Raw genomic sequence first — 21,556 nt, 5'->3', positions numbered from 1 at the left:
AGACGCTCTACAGGGTTGTGCGCCAGACACTGGAATGTTTCTGGGCAGTAGAGACTGCAGCAACATGGCTGATGTGAGCCTTGCCATAATTCATCACAATTGGGCAGGAATTGATCGTTTTTGAACCATCGGAATGCCTCCTTCATGGCGTTAAATCATGGCAGACACAACGCACATGATAAGGAGCACTACGATGAAGAAAATACTGACTGCCTCTGTTCTTGGGCTGATCTGTACACTGTCATTCACACAGGTCCAGGCGGCTGAATGGACCTGGAAGAAAGGTGCAACAGTGGGCAGTGCGGCTATTGCCGGCGCAGCCCTTGGCGGACCGGTTGGCCTGGTGGTGGGTGTAGCGGCTGGTGATTATCTTGGCAACAAGGTGAACCAGGCTGACCAGTTAGGTGTCGAACAGTCAGACATGCAGTCTGATCTGGCCGTGGCGCAACAGGAAGCCGAACAGTTGCGGATTGCCCTGCACAATGCCCGGGTTGCCATCCATCAGTATGAGACATTAGCACTGGACACCCTGCAGCAGGATATTCTGTTTCGCACGGCAGGCGATGCGCCTGACGAGAAAGCCACTCGAAGACTCCAGACACTGGTGAGTTACCTGTCAGTGAACCCGGCCGTCAATGTCAGACTGGATGGTTATGCAGATCCGCGGGGTGCGGATGAGTATAACCTGTCGCTTTCCCAGCGACGTGTCGATTCAGTTCGCCGTTTCCTTCAGGATGCCGGTATCGACGAAGACCGTATTCGTGTGAATGCCTACGGTGATCGACTGTCTACCGCCGAAAAGGGCGATACGGATGCCTATGCCCTTGAGCGGGTGGTCACGATTGAACTGACCGGTTCCAGCGAGAGCGAGGCCGTTGCCGCCTACTGACAAGGCGTTTATGAATAACCGCTATAAGGTGGAGACCTGTTACAAGGCAGTGTCTCCGCCTTTGGTCTAAGCCCCTGCTATTTTCCTACCATGGTCTAGCCCCCGATCCTGAACTTGCCGTTGTTATGCCTCTCTAATTTTTTAATCACATCTATTTACCCGCTTTCAGGGTTGACCGCTTTTCAGGGATAGGGGAAGTACAATGCCGTTACGCAGTAAAAGAGAGGAGTATAGCGTTCGATTCAGCCTGGACCATGTCTGGCTCGGTGACTACCAGTTGTCTGCTGTGAGTGCACAGGTCACTTATGGCAAAACAGGCAAGCTGTTTATTGAGACGTTTGAGTGTGAAATACACAGTACCCTTCCGTGTGCCAGTCAGCCAGCCATTCGGTTATCCGCTGCGGATGTACAACTGGAGAGACAGAATAACAGCGTTGTGGATGATCCCCGGGAACGTCATCAGTCACTGCATATCGGACACCTTCGGATACAACCGCTGGTGACATCACCGGAAACAGACGCGATCGCGCCTTCCCATGTTACAGACTGTCGTCTGGATATTGTGTCCTGTCACTATGAAACAGCTGTGTATTCTGAGGTGTTGCTTACATCGGAAACAGTGAAACAGCAGAGGCAGGGTTCGGGCTGTGGTCTGGCTTATCTTGAACACCTGGTATCAACCGTGTTGCAGATCCCTGTCGTAACCAGGGACAGGCATTATGAAAGCCATCTGCATGCCGTAAAAAAACAGATGGCTGCAGTCATGGATAATACGGGTGAATCACGCACGCGGAATCATAAAATCGCACGACAAATGACATCTAATTTGGTCAGGGAAATCTGTCAGTTGGAACTGCAGGGACAGAAGGTTCTTTCCGCCTCACTCTTGCGACGCATACCGTTAATGGCGTTGCGATTACTGCTGCCGTTATCCGATCGTTCCCGGTCAGATGAGAACCGGTTTATTGAGTTATTGTTGATGCTTCACCGTATTCAGCCTGAAAAAGCAGTGGCTTTACTGGTGTCGGAAATGGATCTCCCTGTTCGCAGCTGGCGTGAGCTTATGGATAGCCCATTGCTGCAGTTGCTATCAAAACATCATGCGTCACCCATGGGGGCTGATATTGCAACACGAAAGCAGAACCAACGTAACATTGCCTGCTTGTTGCTTGACCTGTCTAACCGGATGCTGGTGGAGTCATACCTTGAAGCTGACCAGGTAAATACAGCAGTGCATTCTCAAGCAGATGTGACGGGTAGTTTGGCTGATCTGTTTTCATTGACCCAGCTTGTAACTCCTCTCATGCATTGTCAGCGGCAGGATACATCTGAATTGAAACAGATGATTCGCCGGTACGTAGAAAAACAAGGTAGTACTGATGACCTGCTGCCAGTGATTCAACACTATGAACGGCTGTTTCAGTTAACCGAATCATCGGATGTACTGGTTGTGTTGGCGGCACTGCATCAAGCTGGCGGTTATCACCTCCAACGGCTGGAGGGATTGTTATTCGGTCGACCAGAAAATCCCGATCTGACGGTATTGGCCAAGAGTAACAGCGCTCTTTCCGTGGCACACAAGGAAAAGGCAATCCGCCTGCTGCCCCGTCTTTCAGAAGGTGATCGTTGCTTGATGATTGGTGAGTATTTTCGACACATTAAGGGACAACTGCCACTCAAAATGCGGGTTCTGGAAGCCTTTTCCCAACAGCATTCCCTGGCAGAACAGCAGCGCCTTATGCGGCTGTTACCGGCAACGGTTCTTGCCGGTATGGTGACGCGTTATTACTTGCACACGGAGCTGTCCTGCATTGATCGTTTGCTGATTCACGCGGCGAAAGCCACAGTACGACAGCGTTTATACATTGCGGCAATCCTGCCGATTGAACGCCTCCATGAACAGGTGATGGCATGGCGCCACTCCCCGCCTGAAAATGATCCAGTGGGAAGCGTTACCACCGAACAGTTAGAACGTGCAGAAAAACGGTTGGAACGTATGTTGGATATGGCCAGCGAGTTTGATGCTGACCTTGTAGTGCGACTTTGCGATCGGGGTGACAGTGCACTGAAAACCAGAATAGAGGCGCGTACGCGTCATGGTGATGCACGGGCTGCCCGTCAGTTGACCCAGCGTATCCTGACGCGATTGGTCACAAAGGGCTACCGTATTGCCTCGGGAAGCCGCACAGCCGGTGCATTCAGGGAATACCTGGCAGGCTTGAAACAACTCTACAATCGTTATCGATTCTGGTCTTATGGCCTGTTCAGCCGTTTACTGCAGGATGGGCGAGATGATCGGGAACCCGCCAATGGATCTAACACCTATCCCGTGGCGCGCTATGGATTGCATGAGCTGCCGGAGCGGGATGTCAAATTATTTCAATTGCTCCAGCTGGCCGCGAAATACTGTGATCAGGGCATGATGCTGCTGAATATCGTTGATCGACTTCATGTGGAAGCAATGATGGCGAAAAAAGTTTGAACTAATCAAACACCACCGCCTCTATGTTCCAGGGCATGTATAGATAAGCAGACAACCGGTTGATGTCAGTGAGCCTGACGCATCAGGCCTCGTGATAAACGACTTTGTCTGTCCACTGGTCGGTGCTTGATCCACTGGGCAACAAGAAAGGCCCACAGGAAACCGGCGACAACATCCGTACCATAGTGATACCGCAGGTACAGGGTGGAAAGCGTAATCGATAGTGCCATGAACAGTAACATGCCTCTTGCAGGCCATGGATGCAGAGTCCAGGTCATGAACAGGGTTAGCCAGGGAATAGCGGTGTGCAGGCTGGGAAAACAGTCATAGAGGAAACGGAAGCTGTTCACTGCATCGTATAAAATCGCGTGGTTGGCAGGTAAGGGCACCACGAATTGGTCTGGCATGTACATGACAGGCCCCATGACAGGCAGGATGAAGTAAAAGCAGAAACCTCCCGTTAATGTATAAATCAGTGCTTTGCGTAGCTGCAGAAATGTTTGATGTTGCCTTCGCCAGAAAAAATAGAGCAGTGAGCCTATCGGCAACAGGTAGTAAAAATGCAAATAGGCAAATTCCATCCATAGCGTTAAGCCCGGCGAAATCCAGTGCTGGAGAGCCAGCGGCACTGGCTGGCCAAATAACGCGTTGTCGAGTTGGATCATCCAGTCGTCGCGCAGTGGAATATTGAAATAATCCACGGCTAGCTCAAGCCGTAAAACGCGCATGGTGAGATAACCTAACAATATTGCCGGCACAGGCCAGAATTCGCGCAGAAACCATTCTGTTCTGGGGGAGAAACGGTTTTGATGCAGACGTGGTCGAATGATCAGAATGAATAGAACAAATAAAAAACCTGCGAACAGTGCCGCTTTGTTTGCCATGGGATCTATGGCCAGCATTGAGCCAGATATCAGGGCAACCAATAAAATCCCGGTGGGGAAAAACACGGTAAGCTGTTTGTCGAAAGGCCAGTGACGAAACGTCTTAAAAAAATGTTGCATCATGATAGGTCTGGTTATTTTTATTGTTATGGCCCTCGGGCTGGGTGACCCTTGCCAGGGGCTTAATGAGTAACCAGTGACGATTATAAAAAAGTGCGTACATGTAGGCAAAAGCCTGTAATGAATAACTTATCGGAAATACGGCGTTGTATAACGACTATTCTTCTGTCGATAGTTCAAAAAATACGACATGCCATACGATCGTCCGGCAATGATTTCACTGTGTTTAACACTATGGGAATCATGGGATGCCCCTCTGGGTTTGCATCGGTACATGCCATTTGATAGCAATAAGCGATGGATGATCGTGTCCGGGCAGTACAGGACAAAACCAACCCGTACTCTCAGGAGCGTGATAATGCCTGAAAATACCGCGAGTGATGTGATTAACGGTGAGTTTCCACCCCGTGTGACTCGAACGCTGGTGCTTAACAACGGCGATCCGGAGAGTAAACGTCAGGAATTGCTGGCCTATTTTCAGCAAACGTTTGATCAGTATGAAACGCTGTTTGAAACACTGGCCTGTGATGACGCGTGGTATGAAAAAGCGATTCCCCTGCGCCATCCCCTGATTTTTTATTTTGGCCATACGGCTGCCTTTTTCATCAATAAACTGATGACCGCGAAATTAATCCCGGAACGTGTTGATCCTGATATTGAAGCCATCGTTGCCATCGGGGTGGATGAGATGTCCTGGGATGATCTGGATGACAGTCATTACAGCTGGCCTTCCGTTGACGCAATGAAAGCCTATCGTCGTAAGGTTCGTGCGCTGGTATCTGATTTCATTACACAGATGCCTTTGGAGATTCCGATCAGCTGGGATAGTCCGGCCTGGGTCATCATGATGGGGATTGAGCATGAGCGGATTCACCTGGAAACATCGTCTGTGTTAATCCGCCAGTTACCTTTGTCGTACGTTCAGCCACATCCTTATTGGCAGCCATGCCGGGAAAGTGGTGATGCACCGGAAAACCGGCTCGTGGGAATTCCCGGTCGTTCCCTGAAACTCGGCAAGGCGCACGATAATCCGCTCTATGGTTGGGATAATGAATATGGCTGTTATGACGTCGATGTGCCGGCGTTCAGCGCCAGTGAATACCTGGTCAGCAATGCCGAGTTCCGACAGTTCATCGAGGCCGGCGGCTATGATAATGAACGCTGGTGGACGGATGAGGGCTGGGCCTGGGCGACTTTCAGTGAAGCGCGTTATCCTGAGTTCTGGGTAGCCGATGGCGATGGTTTCCGTTATCGCACCATGCTCGAAGAGATTGCCATGCCATGGAACTGGCCTGTAGACGTCAATTGTCATGAGGCGCAGGCCTTCTGCCAGTGGAAATCGGAAGTGACAGGGCGTCAGATTCAACTACCCAGTGAGGCGGAGTGGTATTGCCTCCGTGAAGCCATTGATACAGACCAGCCCTGGTGGGATAAAGCGCCGGGCAATATCAACCTGGAACATTGGGCATCTGCCTGCCCCGTGGATCGATTCCGTACCGGTGAATTGTGCGATGTGATCGGGAATGTCTGGCAATGGACGATAACGCCCATTGATGGCTTTGATGGCTTCCGTGTGCACCCCTGTTACGATGATTTCTCAACGCCAACGTTTGATGGTCGGCATAACCTGATCAAGGGGGGATGCTGGATTTCCACCGGGAACTATGCGATCCGTGATTCCCGTTACGCCTTCCGCCGACACTTTTTCCAGCATGCCGGTTTCCGTTATGTGGAATCGTCAGCGGTGGAAAATACGTCAGCAAATCCTTATGAAACCGATGCGCTGGTTGCCCAGTATCTTGCGTTTCACTACGGCGAAACCTTCTTTGATGTGCCAAATTATCCGGCAGCCTGTGCGCAGATATGTCATGGCTTAAGTCAGGGCTGTTCCGGAACCCGCGCGCTGGACCTGGGGTGTTCGGTAGGGCGCACCAGTTTTGAACTGGCTCGCTGGTTCCGGCATGTGGACGGGATTGATTTCTCGGCGCGATTTATTTCAGCCGCTTCCGAACTGCAGCAACGAGGCAAAATCCGCTATTTCGTTCCCACGGAAGGTGAGCTGGGTGATTATTGTGTAGCCGATCTGGCGGAGCTGGGGCTGGATGATATTGATGTTAATCGTATCCGGTTTACCCAGGGTGATGCCTGCAACCTCAAGCCGATATACGACAATTATGATCTGGTGTTCGCAGGCAACCTGATCGATCGATTGAATAACCCGGCGCTTTTCCTTGGCATGATCCATGAGCGGATTCGTCCGGGCGGATTGCTGGTGCTGACATCACCTTATACCTGGCTGGAAGACTATACACCCAGGGACAAATGGCTCGGGGGCATCCGTGAAAATGGTGAGGCACTGGATACCTGTACGGGCCTGCACCGTATACTGAATAGCCATTTCGAAGAAGTTCAGCCGCCTGTTGATGTTCCTTTTGTCATCCGTGAAACCGCCAGGAAATTCCAGCATACGCTGGCGCAGTGTACGGTCTGGCGACGTAAGGCTTAAACAGAAACAGGTTTCTGTTTTAACGGTGACGATAATCGGAAATCGTTCCTTGTGATAGCGTTACACCTTTCTATACTGCGGGGCATTAATGCATGTTAATGCCCCGGTCCGTATGAATTACGAATTGCATAATATCCCTGAGAGGACGCTAAAACCCAGGCGGACGGGGATAACAATGGCCATGGATAAAGGCCTCGCACTCAGGGAAGTAGACGATGTGCTGGAGGTATCGGGTGATTTTATCGACATCATGAAATTAGGTTGGACGACTTCATACGTTTATCCAGGACTCCGGGAAAAAATCCATCTGTATAAAAACGCGGGAATCAATATCTACCTGGGCGGTACGCTTTTTGAGGCTTTTGTCATTCGAAACCAGTTTGAAGACTACTTGGGCGTCATGGACAAATTTGGGTTGGAAATGGCGGAAGTGTCTGACGGCTCTATTGAAATGCCCCATGACGAGAAATGTGAATACATCCGGCGACTGTCGCACTACGTAACGGTTGTATCGGAAGTCGGCTCGAAGGATGCAGAAAAAGTCATACCGCCTGACAAGTGGGCTGAACGCATGCATAACGAGCTTGAGGCCGGTGCCTGGAAAGTGATCGGTGAGGGCCGGGAGGGGGGCAATGTGGGTTTATTCCATTCTTCAGGGGACGTGCATTCTGATTTAATTGATAAAATTCTCACCCATATTCCTGAAGGCAGTATTATCTGGGAAGCGCCCAGGAAGGCCCAGCAGGCCTGGTTTATTAAGTTAATCGGTTCTAATGTGAATCTTGGCAATATCGATCCCCGTGATGTTATTTCACTGGAAACCCTGCGCCTGGGATTGAGGGGGGACACGTTTCATCACTTTTTGAATAATGATTGAGCAATTTTTTCAGAGCATTCTTAACAGTGACACACATAAAAAGCATCCGGGTTGTCAAGCTGCTATCCGGTAAAAGTGTTTTGCCAGCCATTCTTGCGGGGTTGTTATAAAATCCTGCCCTGCGTCGTCTTTTTTAGGCCAGACTACTACTTACTGTATTAATTGTTTCCTGGTGTGGTTATCAGAAGCAATGCAAATGTTTTGGATGTTCTTTTATGCAGCGAGTCGCTTATGTTGCTTTTATAGCCCTTGGCATTATTTGGGGCAGTAATTTTCTGTTTATGAAATGGGCCGCTGAATACGTGTCACCCTCACAGATTGTCTTTTTGAGGATATTCTTTGGTTTTCTGCCGTTGCTGGCCTATGCCCTTTGCCGGCGGGCGTTGCGTTTGTCCCATTGGCGTTACTGGCACCATTTTCTGGTGATGTCACTGCTGGCCACGGTGCTTTATTACTATGCCTTTGCCAGGGGTACGTCACTGCTATTATCCAGTGTGGCAGGTATGCTCAGCGGTTCCATTCCCCTGTTCTCCTTTGTCATGACCCTGTTTTTTCTGCGGGATGAGGCGGTGAGTCTCCAGAAAGGGCTGGGTGTCGCGTTGGGATTTCTTGGTGTGCTGACGATTGCCCGTCCCTGGGTTGGTGGCATTGAGGGTGTGAATGTTGAAGGTGCCCTGTACATGGTGCTGGGGTCACTGAGCCTTGGAGGATCGTTTGTTTATGCCAGGAAATACCTGTCGGAATTGAACCTGTCTGCAGTCGCGCTTCCCACCTACCAGATCGGCTTTGCCTTGCTGGTGTCTACGGCTGTTACGGATTTCGATGGAATTACCCGGATTGCAACGGATACAACAACCCTCGTCAGTGTTGCTGCGGGGCTGGGGACGCTGGGAACAGGCATTGCTTTTATTCTTTATTATTTCATTGTGAACCGCCTGGGGGCGATCACGGCCTCCGCTTCCACCTATATTCCCCCGGTAGTTGCGCTGGCTATTGGTTATTTTTTCGTTCATGAGCCTGTGACACTGCTGGATCTGGCGGCAATGGGCTTCATCCTGAGTGGCGTGTATCTGCTTCAAACAGAAAAACAGTGGATTGCCTGGGAGAAAATGAGAAAAAGCCATCCCTGAGACGTTGGGTTGTGATGCACGCAACCCTCAAACCAAAAGAAATGACTGCAGGGCTTTAAGACCTTGGTGCAATGACTGATACTCTCCCTCTGATTTCACCGGATACCTGTTGATTGTCATGGCGCGTCATATTGCGATTGTCGAAGATGAACCTGCGATTGCCGAGAACTATCGGGATGCCTTCCAGCGGCAGGGTTTCCAGGTCAGCCTCTATGATAACCGGCCAGCGGCCATGGCGGCCTTTGGCCAGGCGTTGCCGGATCTGGCCGTCATTGATGTGGGCCTGGGTGATGATGTGGAAGGTGGGTTTGAGCTTTGCCGGGAGTTGCGCAGCCTGGCGCCCACGTTGCCTATTGTGTTCCTGACAGCCCGGGACGATGAGCTGGATGTGATTTCCGGACTCCGCCTGGGCGCCGATGATTACCTCACCAAAGATATCAGCATTGCCCATGTGCTGGCCCGTGTGAATGCACTTTTCCGCCGGGTTGATGCCCTGAAGCAGCCCCACCGTGAGCCGGATAAGCTGGAGCGCGGGAAACTGGCGCTGGATATGGATTGCCTGACAGCCCGCTGGGGCGATACCGAGATTCCCCTGACCGTGACGGAATTCTGGATGGTGCATGCCCTGGCCATGCACCCCGGTCATATCAAAAACCGACAGCAACTGATGGATGCCGCCAGAGTTGTGCTGGATGACAACACCATTACCTCCCATGTCAAACGGATTCGCAGGAAGTTCCAGTCAGCGGATATCGACTTTTCTGCCATAGAGACCGCCTATGGCATGGGTTATCGCTGGAAGGTGGCCTGATCAAATGACGTTGTGCAGCGTTCCGACAGCAGGGCTGGATTGCCGGTGAAACTCAGTCGTCAGCTGGTTCTGGTCAGCCTACTGGTTCTGGTGCTGCCATGGGCGGGCATCCAGTCTGTCCGTGATATGGAAGCCAGCCTGCGGGATGCGCAGGCCCAGGTGCTGGAGGCGTCACTCCAGACGATCGCAACCAGTCTTGAGGTAAGACAGCAGGTGCCGGAACCGGTAACGGCGCCGGTGGCTGGTCATATTTATGCCTGGTGGCTCGAGAGTCCGCTGGTGCTTGATGGCTATGATGAAGACTGGCAGGCACAGGGCATTACGGGACAACCGGTCGAAAGTACCCCATACGGCCCTGCGGTTAACTTCAAAGCCGCTACCGATGATGACTCGCTTTACCTGTTCTGGCGTGTGGCTGATGATCATATTGTCTACCACAACCCCTCCCTGCCTTCGCTGAACAATGGGGACCGCCTGTTGTTGAAGTTGCATGATGCCAGCGGCCAGGTCATGACCTATACCATCGCCACGGAGGCGCCGGGTCCGGTGCTGGCCCGCTATGTGCGTACGGTGAATGGACGGGAACGCATCCAGCGGGAGAACCTGATCCGTGGTGTGTGGAGGGATACGCCAGCCGGTTACCAGTTGGAACTGGCGATGCCGCTGACCATGGCGAAGTCTGGCGTGAGCTTTACGGTCGTCGATGCTTCACAACAGGCTGATGGCGCCATAACCGAACAGTGGACAGGCACCGTCGCACCGAATGATCGACAGACCGGTCCGTTGATTACGCCAGATGTCGCTCTTCGTGAGGCGCTGACAGCGTTTCTGAAACCGGGTGTTCGGCTCGGTGTTATTAACAATGCCGGATGGCTGCTGGCCGGTGTGGAAGAAAACGCACATCAGGATAACGCAGACCATGAACCGGAAATGTTCTGGCTACTCGAATGGCTCTATAACCTCATCCTGAATCATGGCCGCCTGCCTCAGTATCATTCGCACTGGCATGAAGGTCGCTGGGTCAATGCGGTGGTCAATGATGCGCTGGCCGGACGTCCCGCCAGCCAGTGGGTGCGAGATGAAGGCGTGCTCCGCCTGGTGGTTGCCTGGCCGTTGTATCGCGATGATGTCATTGCCGGTGCGCTGGTCGCGGAGCAGGGCAGTGAGAAAGCCATGTTGCTGGCAGGCCGGGCATTCAACCGGCTTTTTTCCCTCAGCTTCCTGGCGATGTTGATCACTGTTGTCGGGTTGCTGGGTTACGCAGGCTGGCTGTCACTGCGGATACAGCGTTTAAACCGGGCCGCAGAACAGGCCTTTGGTGCGGATGGTCGTGTGCGGGATGATTTTCCCGTCAGTGACATGTCCGATGAAATAGGTCAGTTGTCGCGTAGTTTCGGGCGCTTGCTGGGGCGATTGGGGGAACATACCGATTATTTGCGCTCGCTGGGCAGTAAGCTTTCCCACGAGCTGCGCACGCCACTGGCTGTCCTTCGCTCGTCGCTGGATAACCTGGCCCATGAGCCGCTGGGTGATCAGGCGGGTGTTTACCTGCGTCGTGCGGAGCAGGGGGCCGGGCGGCTCAGCGCGATACTCAATGCCATCAATGAGGCAACCCGTCTGGAGGCCGGTATCAGCCATACGGAAAAAGAAACCATCGATTTAAGGCAGATGCTGGAGGAGTTGCGAGAGGCTTATCGTGCCATCTATCCCGGTGCAACACTGGAGACTGATTTGCCGGAAAAGGCGGTCTGTCTGGAAGTAGCGCCGGAGTTGGTGGTTCAGGCGCTGGACAAGCTGGTGGGCAATGCGGTGGATTTCTGTACGCCGGGTGGCGTTATCCTGATTCGCCTGCGTCAGGACCGGGAGGGTGTGTCTATTGATGTTGAAAATGATGGCCCCCTGTTGCCCGCAGCGCTGGAAGGGCGTTTGTTTGACTCCATGGTATCCGTCCGTACCCATCAGGAAAATGAGACAAGCCTCAGTAATGGGAAGGAACGACTGCATCTCGGGTTAGGTCTGTATATTGTCAGGCTGATTATGGATTACCATGGAGGAACAGTCGCAGGAATCAATCGAACCGATGTTCGTGGCGTAATATTTACGTTGAGGTTTTTAAATAGCCATGAATGATATCGTCTCATTCATGGCTATAATCGTCATCGTCTTTAGTAAGAAACTGGTCGATTTCTTTTTGTGTTTCTTGAATCATTCCCTGTCGGTGTGTAAGTAACTCCGGTGTGCCAAGCTCTCTGGCTGTCGTACAATCATCATTAAGTTCTTCGGGTCTATGGGATTGCTTTATTACTTCCATCATGATTTTTTTATAGGTAGAGAATGTTTTTTTTAGCAAGGCGCCTTTTTCAAGTAATAGCAGGACAACTTTTAAACGTGACTCTTCATCTTTTCGCAACAACGCCATCTCAAGTGGTAACTCTTCCTGAAGATTTTTTTTGGTGAAGGTGGTAATACTTGGTTTGGGGTTCAATTTAAACCATTCCGTGATAATCTCCAAGCTACTATGGAGACAGGCATAGGCAAGGAGATCAGCACCATAATGCTTTAACTCCCTCAGATGCTGAAATGCGGGTTCGCATAATATGTAGTGCATCATTGTCGTTTTGTTGTGATACATGTAGAAAGCTGCTGGATTACAAAATCCTATTTCAGGAGGGGATTTTTCAGTTAAAAAGTCCCTTAGACGTTGTTCTTCCATGTCGCAAAGTTCTGCAACAGTATGGTGGGTATATTCATCAAGATTATTAAGGTTGACGAAGTCAATATTGGCAATGTGGCAAAGTAAAATATGAGTTTGAATAACCAGCTGCTCATTACCTTTTTTTAATAAGTTCAAAAGCAATAGTTCGCGCATTATCGTAATGACGGCTTTTTGAGATTCGGGGTGATTCCTTTGATGAGCGGTTTGACTGATTGCAGTATTAAAGTTGTCAATCAGTTGTTGAAGCTTTTTTTCACGTTGGGCGGGTTCCAGCCAGTTTTCTATTTCTATGCCACCCGTGGTGAGGTTGAGAGTTAATAAGAAATCAGTTTCGTCAATAGGCTTTTGGCCATGTCTGATATCCTGCCCTGGAATACCACACTGTTGCAAAAAGGACTCATCCTTTGTTTTTTGATCGATAGCTTTATCTTTCAACGTGGATCGGTGAACAATATCCCTAAGGTTTTCGTGAGAGCATTTGTTACCACTGAGTTGAATGTTAACCTGTGAATAGTCGCCTGGTTGCCAATCCAATCCAAGATGCTTGAAGATACCATGTAAATGTTCCATTTGTAGCTGATCGCAATCACTGTTTTCGAGTACAAATTGTAAAGCATTGATCATTTTTATATCGCTGTAAGGAAAGTAGCATCTTCCTAATCGCCCCATGGGGGCCTCTTCGTCAATGGTTGTTAACGCAAGTAATTCATCATGATGTCGGATGGGGGGTAATGATCGAATATGGGACGACACGGAAAGGTTGAATAATGCGTTTTCGGATTGTAATGCGCCATCCAGAATCTGGCTCAGTAGCGTTTTTTGCTCCATGGATAGTTTTTTTGTCGTTTTTACGCTTTCCAGCAGAGCACTTAATATAGCGACCCTGTCATCTTTGTTTTTTACCTGTTTGTATAAAAGCTGCTCCATCATGATAGCGATTGTACGGCAGTAGCTTTGCACCATCTGACTGCGATAATGGTTTCCCCAGTCACTTTTTTCAGACTGGATAAGATTCCATAATGTCTGTTGCAATAGACTGTGTGTTTCGGTTTGCTCGAACATACCATTATGGTCAAATGCATCCATTGGCAGCAATGCGAATGTGGCTCTTAGCAGGCCGTTAAATATTGTGCTGGATGGGTCACCCTCTGCATGCCTGCACTTTTCATTGGCAGAGAGCTGCAGTTGGTTCATCCCGTAGCTTAGATATAATTGTTCAGTATCTTTGTCAGGGTTAGGCAGTTTGATAGACCAACCGTGTATGCCCCTTGTAGCAAGACGAGCAGGTTCTCTCTCTGTGGTGAGGGTAGGTACACGGGTTTCTTCCCCTGGTGTGCTTTTAGTGCTGGAACCGGGTTGTTGGGCTGGTTGGTGATGGGGAATTGAAACTGCTTCCATTACGAATCTTCCTTTTGATCATTTGGACTGTTGTGTGACAGACGAACTCTTTATGTACATGTCTGATGTGTATTACATATGACAGGTGTTAACTCATATGGTTTACCCTTTTCAGGGTGTGGATAAAAAAAGTAAATCATATTGAACAATTTGTTAGATGGTTTTTTATTCTGTTCGCTATGCAGAAAAAGATTGCCGTTTAGAGGTGGACAGGTGTTCCTTTTTCCGGGGTGATTCCCTCTTTCTCTACTTCTAAATTTTCAATAAACTGCAAGAGTGATTTGTTATGAGCATTCATGGCTCTATCTTTAATCATGTAAAAACTTTTGCTTTCTATATCGGGAAGTTCTAAGCCTTGCTTAATTAAGTAAACAGCAAATTCAGGGTCAAACGATAAACGGTGTATAGTTGCAGCCTCAATCATCATTATTGTTTTTTGGTTGACTGGATGTTTTGATTTTTTCAGGGGGTCGACACCTGCGTTTAGTAATGTTTTAGCAATGCCTGGTTCACTGTAAATAAGGGCATATGTGAGCAGTGATGTACCTTGGTGATCAATTTTGAAGAGTTCGTGTAGATTATTTGTAACAACCCAGTCAAGGAATGCTTTGTTGTTGCTTCTTATAAATGTTAATAGAGGGTTAATATGTAACTGTTCTTTTTTTGCTTTGAGCGGAGACAAAATTTGAGCTTGTTTTTCATATATTTCATCACAGCTGAAAAATAAATAGTCATCATGACGGATTTTAATGTATGGAATACCCGCTTCCTGACAGAGTAGTATGTCAAGCATTGTAAGAAAGTCATGATGACCTGAAGTAAACGGTTCAATCCGGGCGATTTTCTTAATAGCTTTAATGACAAATTTCCGCTTCATTGTATAGAGTAAATCCTCAGGGTAATTTATTGCTACTCTGAATGAACGTATTTTGCTCATAGCATAGTCAAGCACCTGTGATACTTCTTCTCTGCGCTGATCTTGGGTCATTTCATGTTTAAAAAGGAGTGTGTAGTTGTCATTCTCATGAAACTCCATTGTGTATCTTCTGTTTAATGCCTGCTTAAATAAGTTGGTGTGTATTGACTCAACAAAAACGACCGCCCTTGTAGGTAAGCCATATTCATGGAAAAAGTCAGCGACGCCTTTCATTGCAGGTTTATCATGAAAGGGTATGACTGCATCGCACAGTAAATTACCGATAACCTGATTAGAAATCTCCTCGGACCTGACTTTTACCCGGTGTTGGGTGAATGTCGCTAATTCTTGTGAATGACCCAGTTTTTTCATCAGTTCAAGTATTACATCAAATGATAATGTGTCAGGTTGATAATCAACCAGAATGTATCGTAATGCTGAAAGCCTTCTGGTCAGCGTGTACGGCATCGCATCATCACCATGCCTTCCAAACCTGTACTGCTCATGACTGATGCAAAATGCTAAACATTCATCATGATGCTGAATGGGAAGCTGACGCTCATGTAGTTTGCTGGTTAATGAATAAGCCAGATTTTCAGCTTGTTGAGCATTGTCTATTAATTGAAAGAGAGTAAGGTGATGTTTGTGACGCATCTGCTCTTTCATTGCTGATAGTGAGCGCTTTAGGTCGTTTAGCAGAGTGTTACGTTGATCATTTGCCCGTGTTGCCTCATAGAAATTACGTTCCAGGTATAATGACGCAATTTGGTAAAAGGCTTGCGTGCTACTTTCTTCTGCTTCTTTTACTTGTTTCTCTGGAAAACAGTTTTTTGTTAATTCAACTAAGGCATTGAAAATGCTGTCTCCTTTATTATGGATGTTAGAGTCTTCAATTCTTATATCTGGAACGCGTTTAGGTAAAGTTGTACGCCATAATGAGTGTGGGCCCAGTTTGGATAATGTCCAGACTCTGGATGGAAGCAGGGTAGGTTTGCCCATTGTATCGCTTTTGGGTGTTGGTGACATGGGCGTATCAACTTCGAATTCATGTGTAGTGACTTCCCCAATTTGCACTCTTTTGGGTTCTCGTTCCATGATGTATCTTTTTTGGGGCATAGAATTGCCATCAACCAGGCAGTATACATAAGCAAGACTTTCGACAGGGACTGCAGTGAATTTTTTTGAGATGTTAATTCTGTCTTGAGTAGGAACAGGTGCTGTTAATAGCAAGGGTTTGGTTATTCCGGCTTCCATTTTTTCAACCTGCAAAAAATTAATAAAGAAGAAAGTTGCTGGTATTACAGGTTGGTTTGAGAAGTGATTGCTGCGAAAGTTTCCCAATCTTGAATAACTATCTGGTTAGCCTGAAGCAGGACTGTGACGCAGCGGTCTCTGTCCTGCAGTTGGTCGATCATTTATCACATGACCATTTGCCCGTGATAATCCTGATCACAACGTATAATCGCTTCGCGGGCGGATGGGGCATCCAGTTCACTGACCAGGTGGTAGCCTCTGCGCAGTAACGTGTTTTCCCGCCACTGGTTGCCTTTGAAAGCGGGCAAAAGCCATACCGCCAGGGAACAGGCAAGGATCAGGAGTGCCATTGGAAGGCTGTCGGAGTGCTGAACCTGAATATCCAGCATGTGCAGGATCAGCTGTATGGCGAACAGTAATGCGGCAATATTCCAGAGTCGTTTGAACAGGGCCCAGAACACCCCAAAGAACAGCGCCGGCCAGGAAAACCCACGCTTGACCGCTTCATGGCCATGGGCCGGATGGTAGTAAACACGGAATCTTTTCATGGTTATCTCCCGGTTCCGGTAGTCACTGTCAACCTGACGATGATACAGTTCCCACACCGGCGCATGGCCGGAGTCTTTGACTCAAGCATATCAGCCATGGCCCCGGGTATATGTTGGTAATTGACGCAATTGTCTGGGGCGAGAAGGGACTGTGCCTGTCATGGCTGAATGGCATCTTTACATGATTCGCTGTGCCAAAGGCACGTTATATACAGGGATTACGACCGATGTAGAGCGACGTTTCCGGGAGCATTCTGCCGGTAGTGGAAAAGGCGCCCGCTATCTTCGCGGTCGGGGGCCCCTTGAGCTGGTTTTTCATGCCGCTATGCCCAGTCAGACGATGGCGTTGAAAATGGAAGCGCGTGTAAAAAAGCTGGCTCGTCAAAGGAAAGAAGCGCTGGTTTGCGGTAATATCACGCTGGATGAAATACTGTAAATGCGTTTTTGGGCGCTTATCCGAGCTAAGCCAGTTATCAGTATGTCGCTAGATTGGTCTGCTGCTGGCTTATTTTTAATACAGTTTGCGGTTTAATTGTTTCACTTTGTATCAATGGTTGAGCACTGGAAAACCATTGCTATCATTTTTTACTCACGAATCTTAATTTATTACCTGTTTAAGTCAGCAATTCTAATATCTGGATCTATTTTATTAATGCGCTTTCAATAACGCGCTATTTCTTTATACATGATTCAGTGATTTGCTAATCATGCACTATACCGTAAGCATCAATACGAGTGGCGTTTATGAATTCTACTGAAGTCTCGGTCAATGCCTCATTGTTTCTAGTGTTATGGTTGCTGTCTTGTTTTTCTATGGCTGGTTTACCCGGTGAGCAGTCTTTGTTGAGAATTGTGGGCGGCAGAGATGTACCTCATGGCAAGCAGCCCTGGCAGGTTTCGTTTCAGGATGGCAGGGAGCATTTCTGTGGTGGCTCCCTGATTGCGCCTCAGTGGATTTTAACGGCAGCTCACTGTCTCGATAATTATCATCAGGAAACACTCGGTGAAATTGAAATTCGCATTAATCCCGTCAAGGTGTCGGGGGATGGTATGCGTCCACTGCGAGCAGCCAATGCGTATTTCCATGATGACAGCAATGCTGATATTGCACTGGTCAAATTGAGCCGGCCGGTGATGAATACGCCGTATCTGGCACTGGCCGATGATGCGATCATGGAAGAATCCGCATTGCCCGGGGTGCTGGCCACGGTATCTGGCTGGGGAACGACCCGCGAAGGCGATTACAACATGCCGGAAGTCCTTAAAACGATAGAGGTTCCCCTTGTGCCGCAAGCCTACTGCCTCCTGTCCTATGACAACGATATTGAGGATTACGAATTTTGTGCAGGCTACGTTGATGGCGGGAGGGATGCCTGTCAGGGGGACAGTGGCGGCCCCCTGGTCATCAAGCATGATGGCAGCTATGTGCAGGCCGGTATTGTGTCTTGGGGCTCCGGGTGCGCGAGGCCTTTCATGTATGGTGTTTATACCCGTGTAGCATCATTCACTGACTGGATTGGGCGCGTTATCGCTGGCGATTAATGTTGGGCCGGGTCAGTAGTTTTCTGTGTGCGCCGTTAAAAACGCAGGCCAAAAGGACAGCCTAAACAGACCTGCGATTCATCACATTACACGACAAGAAATCCCCCTTCGTCTTCACGGAGGGAGCGTTCGGCGTGGCCTGTGCCGTGTTGATGATGAGACACTCCATGGGTTGCCATTCTAATGGAGCGATTTGGTTCACCGCTAACGCTGAAGAGATATTTGCCACTTCCACATCCAGCAGACTCCTGAGGTGAACGAGGTAGCGGTCGAATGGGGATTTAGACTCTAACAGCTGGATATTTCGTATGAAGCGTATGAAATCATCGTCCAGTGACCTGGGCAGTGACGGCTTTAATGAATGTTGATCTCCCACATATTTTTCGATTTGTTTTTTTAATTCTCTCTTCGATATTTGATGAAATGGTTGTGCCTCCAGCCTTTCTAAATAAGTCTTGCTCAGAAAAATGACGTTTCTTTTAGTGAGTATGTTCTTTTGTGTATCTTTCTTCAGTTTTATAAAAATATCCAGTTTCAATCGATCGGTAAGCTTTTTGTCCTGTAGTCAGCCGGCTCTCATCAGGGTTTTCCAATAATCTTCCGTTTGTAGCGGTTATCCTTGTGAATCATGCTGTGACAAAAGACCAGCAACCAGTAAGCACAGAAAATACCCAGTACATACCAACAATCCGTTCCCAGCATGCTGAGCAGAAGCAAAATCAAAATAAACGAGAAACCTGCCATCCAGTGAGGAAACCCGCGGAAAACTTTCCACCCCGCCGCCATGCTAAGTACATAGACCATAATGAAATTGCCGTTGGTATACCGGATCAGATCATCCAGTGGTAGCGCAAAAACAGCCGCAGCGACCGTGCTGATCACGCTCACGGTGATAACCAGGATTAGTGCATTGGCCGGTACGTCCCTGCCCGATGTTCGTCGCAGCATGGCGGGTAGCCGTTCCTGTCTGGCCTGTGCCCAGACTAATCGGGCAAAACCCTGTTGGTAAATGTTGATTGAGGCGAAAGAGGCCAGGTAGCCCGCCACACCGGCGATATAACGGGCATTATCGCCAAACAGCAGGTAGAGGATGGTGGGCATGGACGTGACTTCCTGTTCAGGAGAACCGTAAGCCCCGAATTTCAACACTGCCGCAGAATAGACCCAGTAAATCATGCCGGATAACACAAAACCGATGACCATGGCCCGTGGGAAGTCCCGCTCCGGACATTTGAATTCCTCGCCCATGTGGGCAAACGCTTCAAGACCTATAAAGCACCAGAACACGACACCGATGGCTTTGCTAACCGCAAGGAATTCAATGTCGCCGGGTAAGCTGTCTTTCAGTGTCAGTTCGCCGAAGTACCCGATGGCGACAACCACAACGGCAATGATCAGGGCAATGGTGATTTGCACATTGCCGGAGATTCTGGCGCCGAGCAGGCCAAGGAACAGGATCAGCATCAGGGTCAACAGTTGTATCAGCAGTTCGCCCATGGGGGTCATGTCAAACATGGCATACCAGAAGCCGGAGGCAATATGCAGCCCTGCCGGTATGGCGACCGGAATCACGCTGATAAATAGCACTGCGGTGAGTTTATCCCAGGCCGGCCCATAGGCTTTGCCAACAAAGTAGGCTGCACCGCCGGCGTTGGGAAATTGCTGCCCCAGCCGTGCAAAGGTCAGCGCGACGGGAATGACCAGCAGGATCAGGATTGGCCAGGCCCACAGGGAGGTTGCTCCCGAGAGGGTGGCCGCTACAGACGGTACGACGAAAATGCCCATGCCCAGTAAGGAGGTCGACATCAGACCGATGCCCTGTAGCAGGCCAATCTCTTTGCGGAGCTCATTCATGACAGCAGATGTCTTTGGCAATCAGGTAGGGCAAGCGTAGCCATGATTCGCCGAAGCGTATGGGTAAATGATGGATTGCAGGCGTGCTGTCAGGCAGTGCTTTGCTATGTTCGGTGGTTCTTTGTGGGAGTCAGCCAGGTTTACGGGATACAAACCTTCAATTATCCGGATATTGGAAAACCACTGTGTTGCGTCATGTCATTTATGTGTATTCGGAAAATACGTAAAATGAGTTCAAGCCTGTGAGGGGGAAGCCAGAAGGGGAGACTCACTGGCGCCTTGATGGTGTCAGATCCGGAGTGAGCCCACTTAGTGAATAACAAGCAGGCGTTAACAGAAATAACAACAATAATAAGAGAGTCTGAGACCTCGCCCTGTGCGGGGTATTTCTTTTAGTTGTAGAAGTTCAGACCCGACCTGACAGTTACCGATAATTCAAAGGGTGTCTGTCAGGTCAAATTCAGCCGATGAATTTTTCCTTCCAGATTTCTTTACCGGCTATCAGTGTTTCTATCGGTGTCCGGCCACAACACATCTTTCCTTGATGCCTGCGACGAGTATTGTAGAACACCAACCACTCGTCCAGATCGTGCTGAATCTCTTCAATCGGCATGGCCGGTCACTGTCTGGTGTGTTTAGGCAAACAACTATTAGACAGTGGCCATGCCCTTACTCAGATCTCATGAAAAATCACAGATCGCGTTTATCTATAAATGCCACTCCTACTCTCTGAGTGACTCTTTCAATCTCTTTTTGCAAAGGGCCAGAGACACTTTGAGTTCGAGGACTGATTTTTTTCGGCAGTGTTAACGCTTTCACTCCATACTCATTGCGCAAATTGGCGCTGGATTGGCCTTCGATCGGTGGTTGATCTTTCTTTTGCAGCGTCTCTTCTATTCAAAAATAAGCAGATACGGCAGAAGTGAAGCTGCCTCTGAATGAACGGTTTGCATGTTATGCCTATGTTTAACACGCTTGGCTGTTCAGAATCTATGGTGAAGAAAATGACTGATTCTGCTGGTTCGTTGAATGTTCCCCCGGAAGGAAGACAACAACCGTTTGACGACGAGAGGGAAAGGAGGCTGTTCAACTCTCTTGATACGTATAATACAGGGTTAATCTTGCCGCACGTACTGTATGACCGGTTGGCTGAAGCAGGCTTGCATCTGGAGGATGAACGGTTACAGGCTATCGCCTCGAGACCCGCTGATGCTCCACTGGATTACGCGGCTTTCTGCCAATGGATTCGCCCGAATATCCTGTTGGTGGAGAAAGTGTTGCAGGGAAAGATGGTTATTCCTGACTTTTGCCAGTTTTGCTGTGCCATGGAAAAAATAGTTGAGTTGGTACGACAGAATTGTGATGGCGCAGTTGCTGACTATATTCCCCAGCTCGCCAAGGTTGAACCGGAACAGTTAGCCCTGGCGATTTGCACGGTGGATGGTCAGCGTTGCAGCATTGGGGACGCTGCGGTGGATTTCTGCATACAGTCCTGTTGCAAACCATTGAACTATTGCCTGGCGCTGGATGAGCATGGTGATGAGAATGTGCACAGTTTTGTCGGCCGGGAATCCAGCGGGAGAAACTTCAATGAGTTATTGCTTAATGAGAAGGGGAAACCTCATAACC

16 protein-coding genes and 1 pseudogene are annotated in these 21,556 nt (G+C 49.1%); 10 read left to right on the top strand and 7 right to left on the bottom strand.

What is annotated here, in order from left to right; translation table 11 throughout:
* Positions 1-193: 193 nt before the first annotated feature.
* Positions 194-889: an OmpA family protein gene (locus AC27K1_RS18915; protein WP_487152356.1), complete on the top strand. Its 696-nt coding sequence runs from the start codon at positions 194-196 to the stop codon at positions 887-889.
* A 202-nt stretch (positions 890-1,091) separates the two neighbouring features.
* Positions 1,092-3,371 (top strand): hypothetical protein, encoded by a 2,280-nt coding sequence (locus AC27K1_RS18910; RefSeq protein ID WP_487152355.1) that lies wholly within the window; start codon positions 1,092-1,094, stop codon positions 3,369-3,371.
* A 65-nt stretch (positions 3,372-3,436) separates the two neighbouring features.
* Here the strand turns inward: AC27K1_RS18910 and AC27K1_RS18905 are convergent, their stop codons facing one another.
* Positions 3,437-4,378 (bottom strand): phosphatase PAP2 family protein, encoded by a 942-nt coding sequence (locus AC27K1_RS18905; protein ID WP_487152354.1) that lies wholly within the window; start codon positions 4,376-4,378, stop codon positions 3,437-3,439.
* Positions 4,379-4,733: 355 nt separating this feature from the next.
* On the opposite strand from AC27K1_RS18905, the gene ovoA reads away from it, so the two are divergent.
* The 5 genes from ovoA (at position 4,734) to AC27K1_RS18880 (ending at position 11,829) form a co-directional block, all read left to right on the top strand.
* A complete protein-coding gene (ovoA, locus tag AC27K1_RS18900; RefSeq protein WP_487152353.1) occupies positions 4,734-6,881 on the top strand; it encodes a 5-histidylcysteine sulfoxide synthase in 2,148 nt (715 codons plus the stop codon).
* An 88-nt stretch (positions 6,882-6,969) separates the two neighbouring features.
* The gene (locus AC27K1_RS18895; RefSeq protein WP_487152352.1) at positions 6,970-7,758 is read left to right on the top strand and encodes a phosphosulfolactate synthase; all 789 of its coding nucleotides are present in this window, start codon (positions 6,970-6,972) and stop codon (positions 7,756-7,758) included.
* 215 nt (positions 7,759-7,973) lie between these two features.
* On the top strand, positions 7,974-8,888 hold the full coding sequence (locus AC27K1_RS18890; RefSeq protein ID WP_487152351.1) for a DMT family transporter: 915 nt from the start codon (positions 7,974-7,976) through the stop codon (positions 8,886-8,888).
* A 118-nt stretch (positions 8,889-9,006) separates the two neighbouring features.
* Positions 9,007-9,699, top strand: a complete 693-nt coding sequence (gene pdsR, locus AC27K1_RS18885) for a proteobacterial dedicated sortase system response regulator (protein ID WP_487152349.1) — start codon at positions 9,007-9,009, stop codon at positions 9,697-9,699.
* A 45-nt stretch (positions 9,700-9,744) separates the two neighbouring features.
* Complete coding sequence (locus AC27K1_RS18880) at positions 9,745-11,829, top strand: ATP-binding protein (RefSeq protein WP_487152348.1); 2,085 nt, start codon at positions 9,745-9,747, stop codon at positions 11,827-11,829.
* 7 nt (positions 11,830-11,836) lie between these two features.
* On the opposite strand, the gene AC27K1_RS18875 is transcribed toward AC27K1_RS18880, so the two are convergent.
* The 3 genes from AC27K1_RS18875 to AC27K1_RS18865 form a co-directional block, all read right to left on the bottom strand.
* Positions 11,837-13,813 (bottom strand): hypothetical protein, encoded by a 1,977-nt coding sequence (locus AC27K1_RS18875; protein ID WP_487152347.1) that lies wholly within the window; start codon positions 13,811-13,813, stop codon positions 11,837-11,839.
* Positions 13,814-14,012: 199 nt separating this feature from the next.
* Entirely contained in the window at positions 14,013-15,983 is a 1,971-nt protein-coding gene (locus tag AC27K1_RS18870) for a hypothetical protein (RefSeq protein ID WP_487152346.1), read from the bottom strand.
* Positions 15,984-16,147: 164 nt separating this feature from the next.
* Positions 16,148-16,531 carry a DUF2628 domain-containing protein gene (locus AC27K1_RS18865; RefSeq protein ID WP_487152345.1) on the bottom strand — a complete coding sequence of 128 codons (384 nt, stop codon included), beginning with the start codon at positions 16,529-16,531 and terminating at the stop codon, positions 16,148-16,150.
* 160 nt (positions 16,532-16,691) lie between these two features.
* On the opposite strand from AC27K1_RS18865, the gene AC27K1_RS18860 reads away from it, so the two are divergent.
* Together AC27K1_RS18860 and AC27K1_RS18855 are read left to right on the top strand one after the other, a co-directional pair.
* Positions 16,692-16,967, top strand: a complete 276-nt coding sequence (locus tag AC27K1_RS18860; RefSeq protein ID WP_487152344.1) for a GIY-YIG nuclease family protein — start codon at positions 16,692-16,694, stop codon at positions 16,965-16,967.
* Between the two features lie 377 nt (positions 16,968-17,344).
* Positions 17,345-18,073, top strand: a complete 729-nt coding sequence (locus AC27K1_RS18855; protein WP_487152343.1) for a S1 family peptidase — start codon at positions 17,345-17,347, stop codon at positions 18,071-18,073.
* 61 nt (positions 18,074-18,134) lie between these two features.
* On the opposite strand, the gene AC27K1_RS18850 is transcribed toward AC27K1_RS18855, so the two are convergent.
* The 3 genes and pseudogenes from AC27K1_RS18850 to AC27K1_RS18840 form a co-directional block, all read right to left on the bottom strand.
* Positions 18,135-18,611, bottom strand: a complete 477-nt coding sequence (locus AC27K1_RS18850; RefSeq protein WP_487152342.1) for a hypothetical protein — start codon at positions 18,609-18,611, stop codon at positions 18,135-18,137.
* A 41-nt stretch (positions 18,612-18,652) separates the two neighbouring features.
* Complete coding sequence (yjeH, locus tag AC27K1_RS18845; protein WP_487152341.1) at positions 18,653-19,927, bottom strand: L-methionine/branched-chain amino acid transporter; 1,275 nt, start codon at positions 19,925-19,927, stop codon at positions 18,653-18,655.
* 460 nt (positions 19,928-20,387) lie between these two features.
* Positions 20,388-20,534: pseudogene (locus AC27K1_RS18840) on the bottom strand (IS481 family transposase); the annotation flags it as partial.
* A gap of 514 nt (positions 20,535-21,048) precedes the next feature.
* Between AC27K1_RS18840 and AC27K1_RS18835 the strand changes: the two are divergent.
* The coding region (locus tag AC27K1_RS18835; protein WP_487152340.1) for a glutaminase at positions 21,049-21,556 on the top strand (508 nt) is incomplete at its 3' end.

This window comes from Kistimonas ophiarachnellae (genome assembly GCF_057552235.1).
This window is presented reverse-complemented; position numbering and strand designations above follow the sequence as displayed.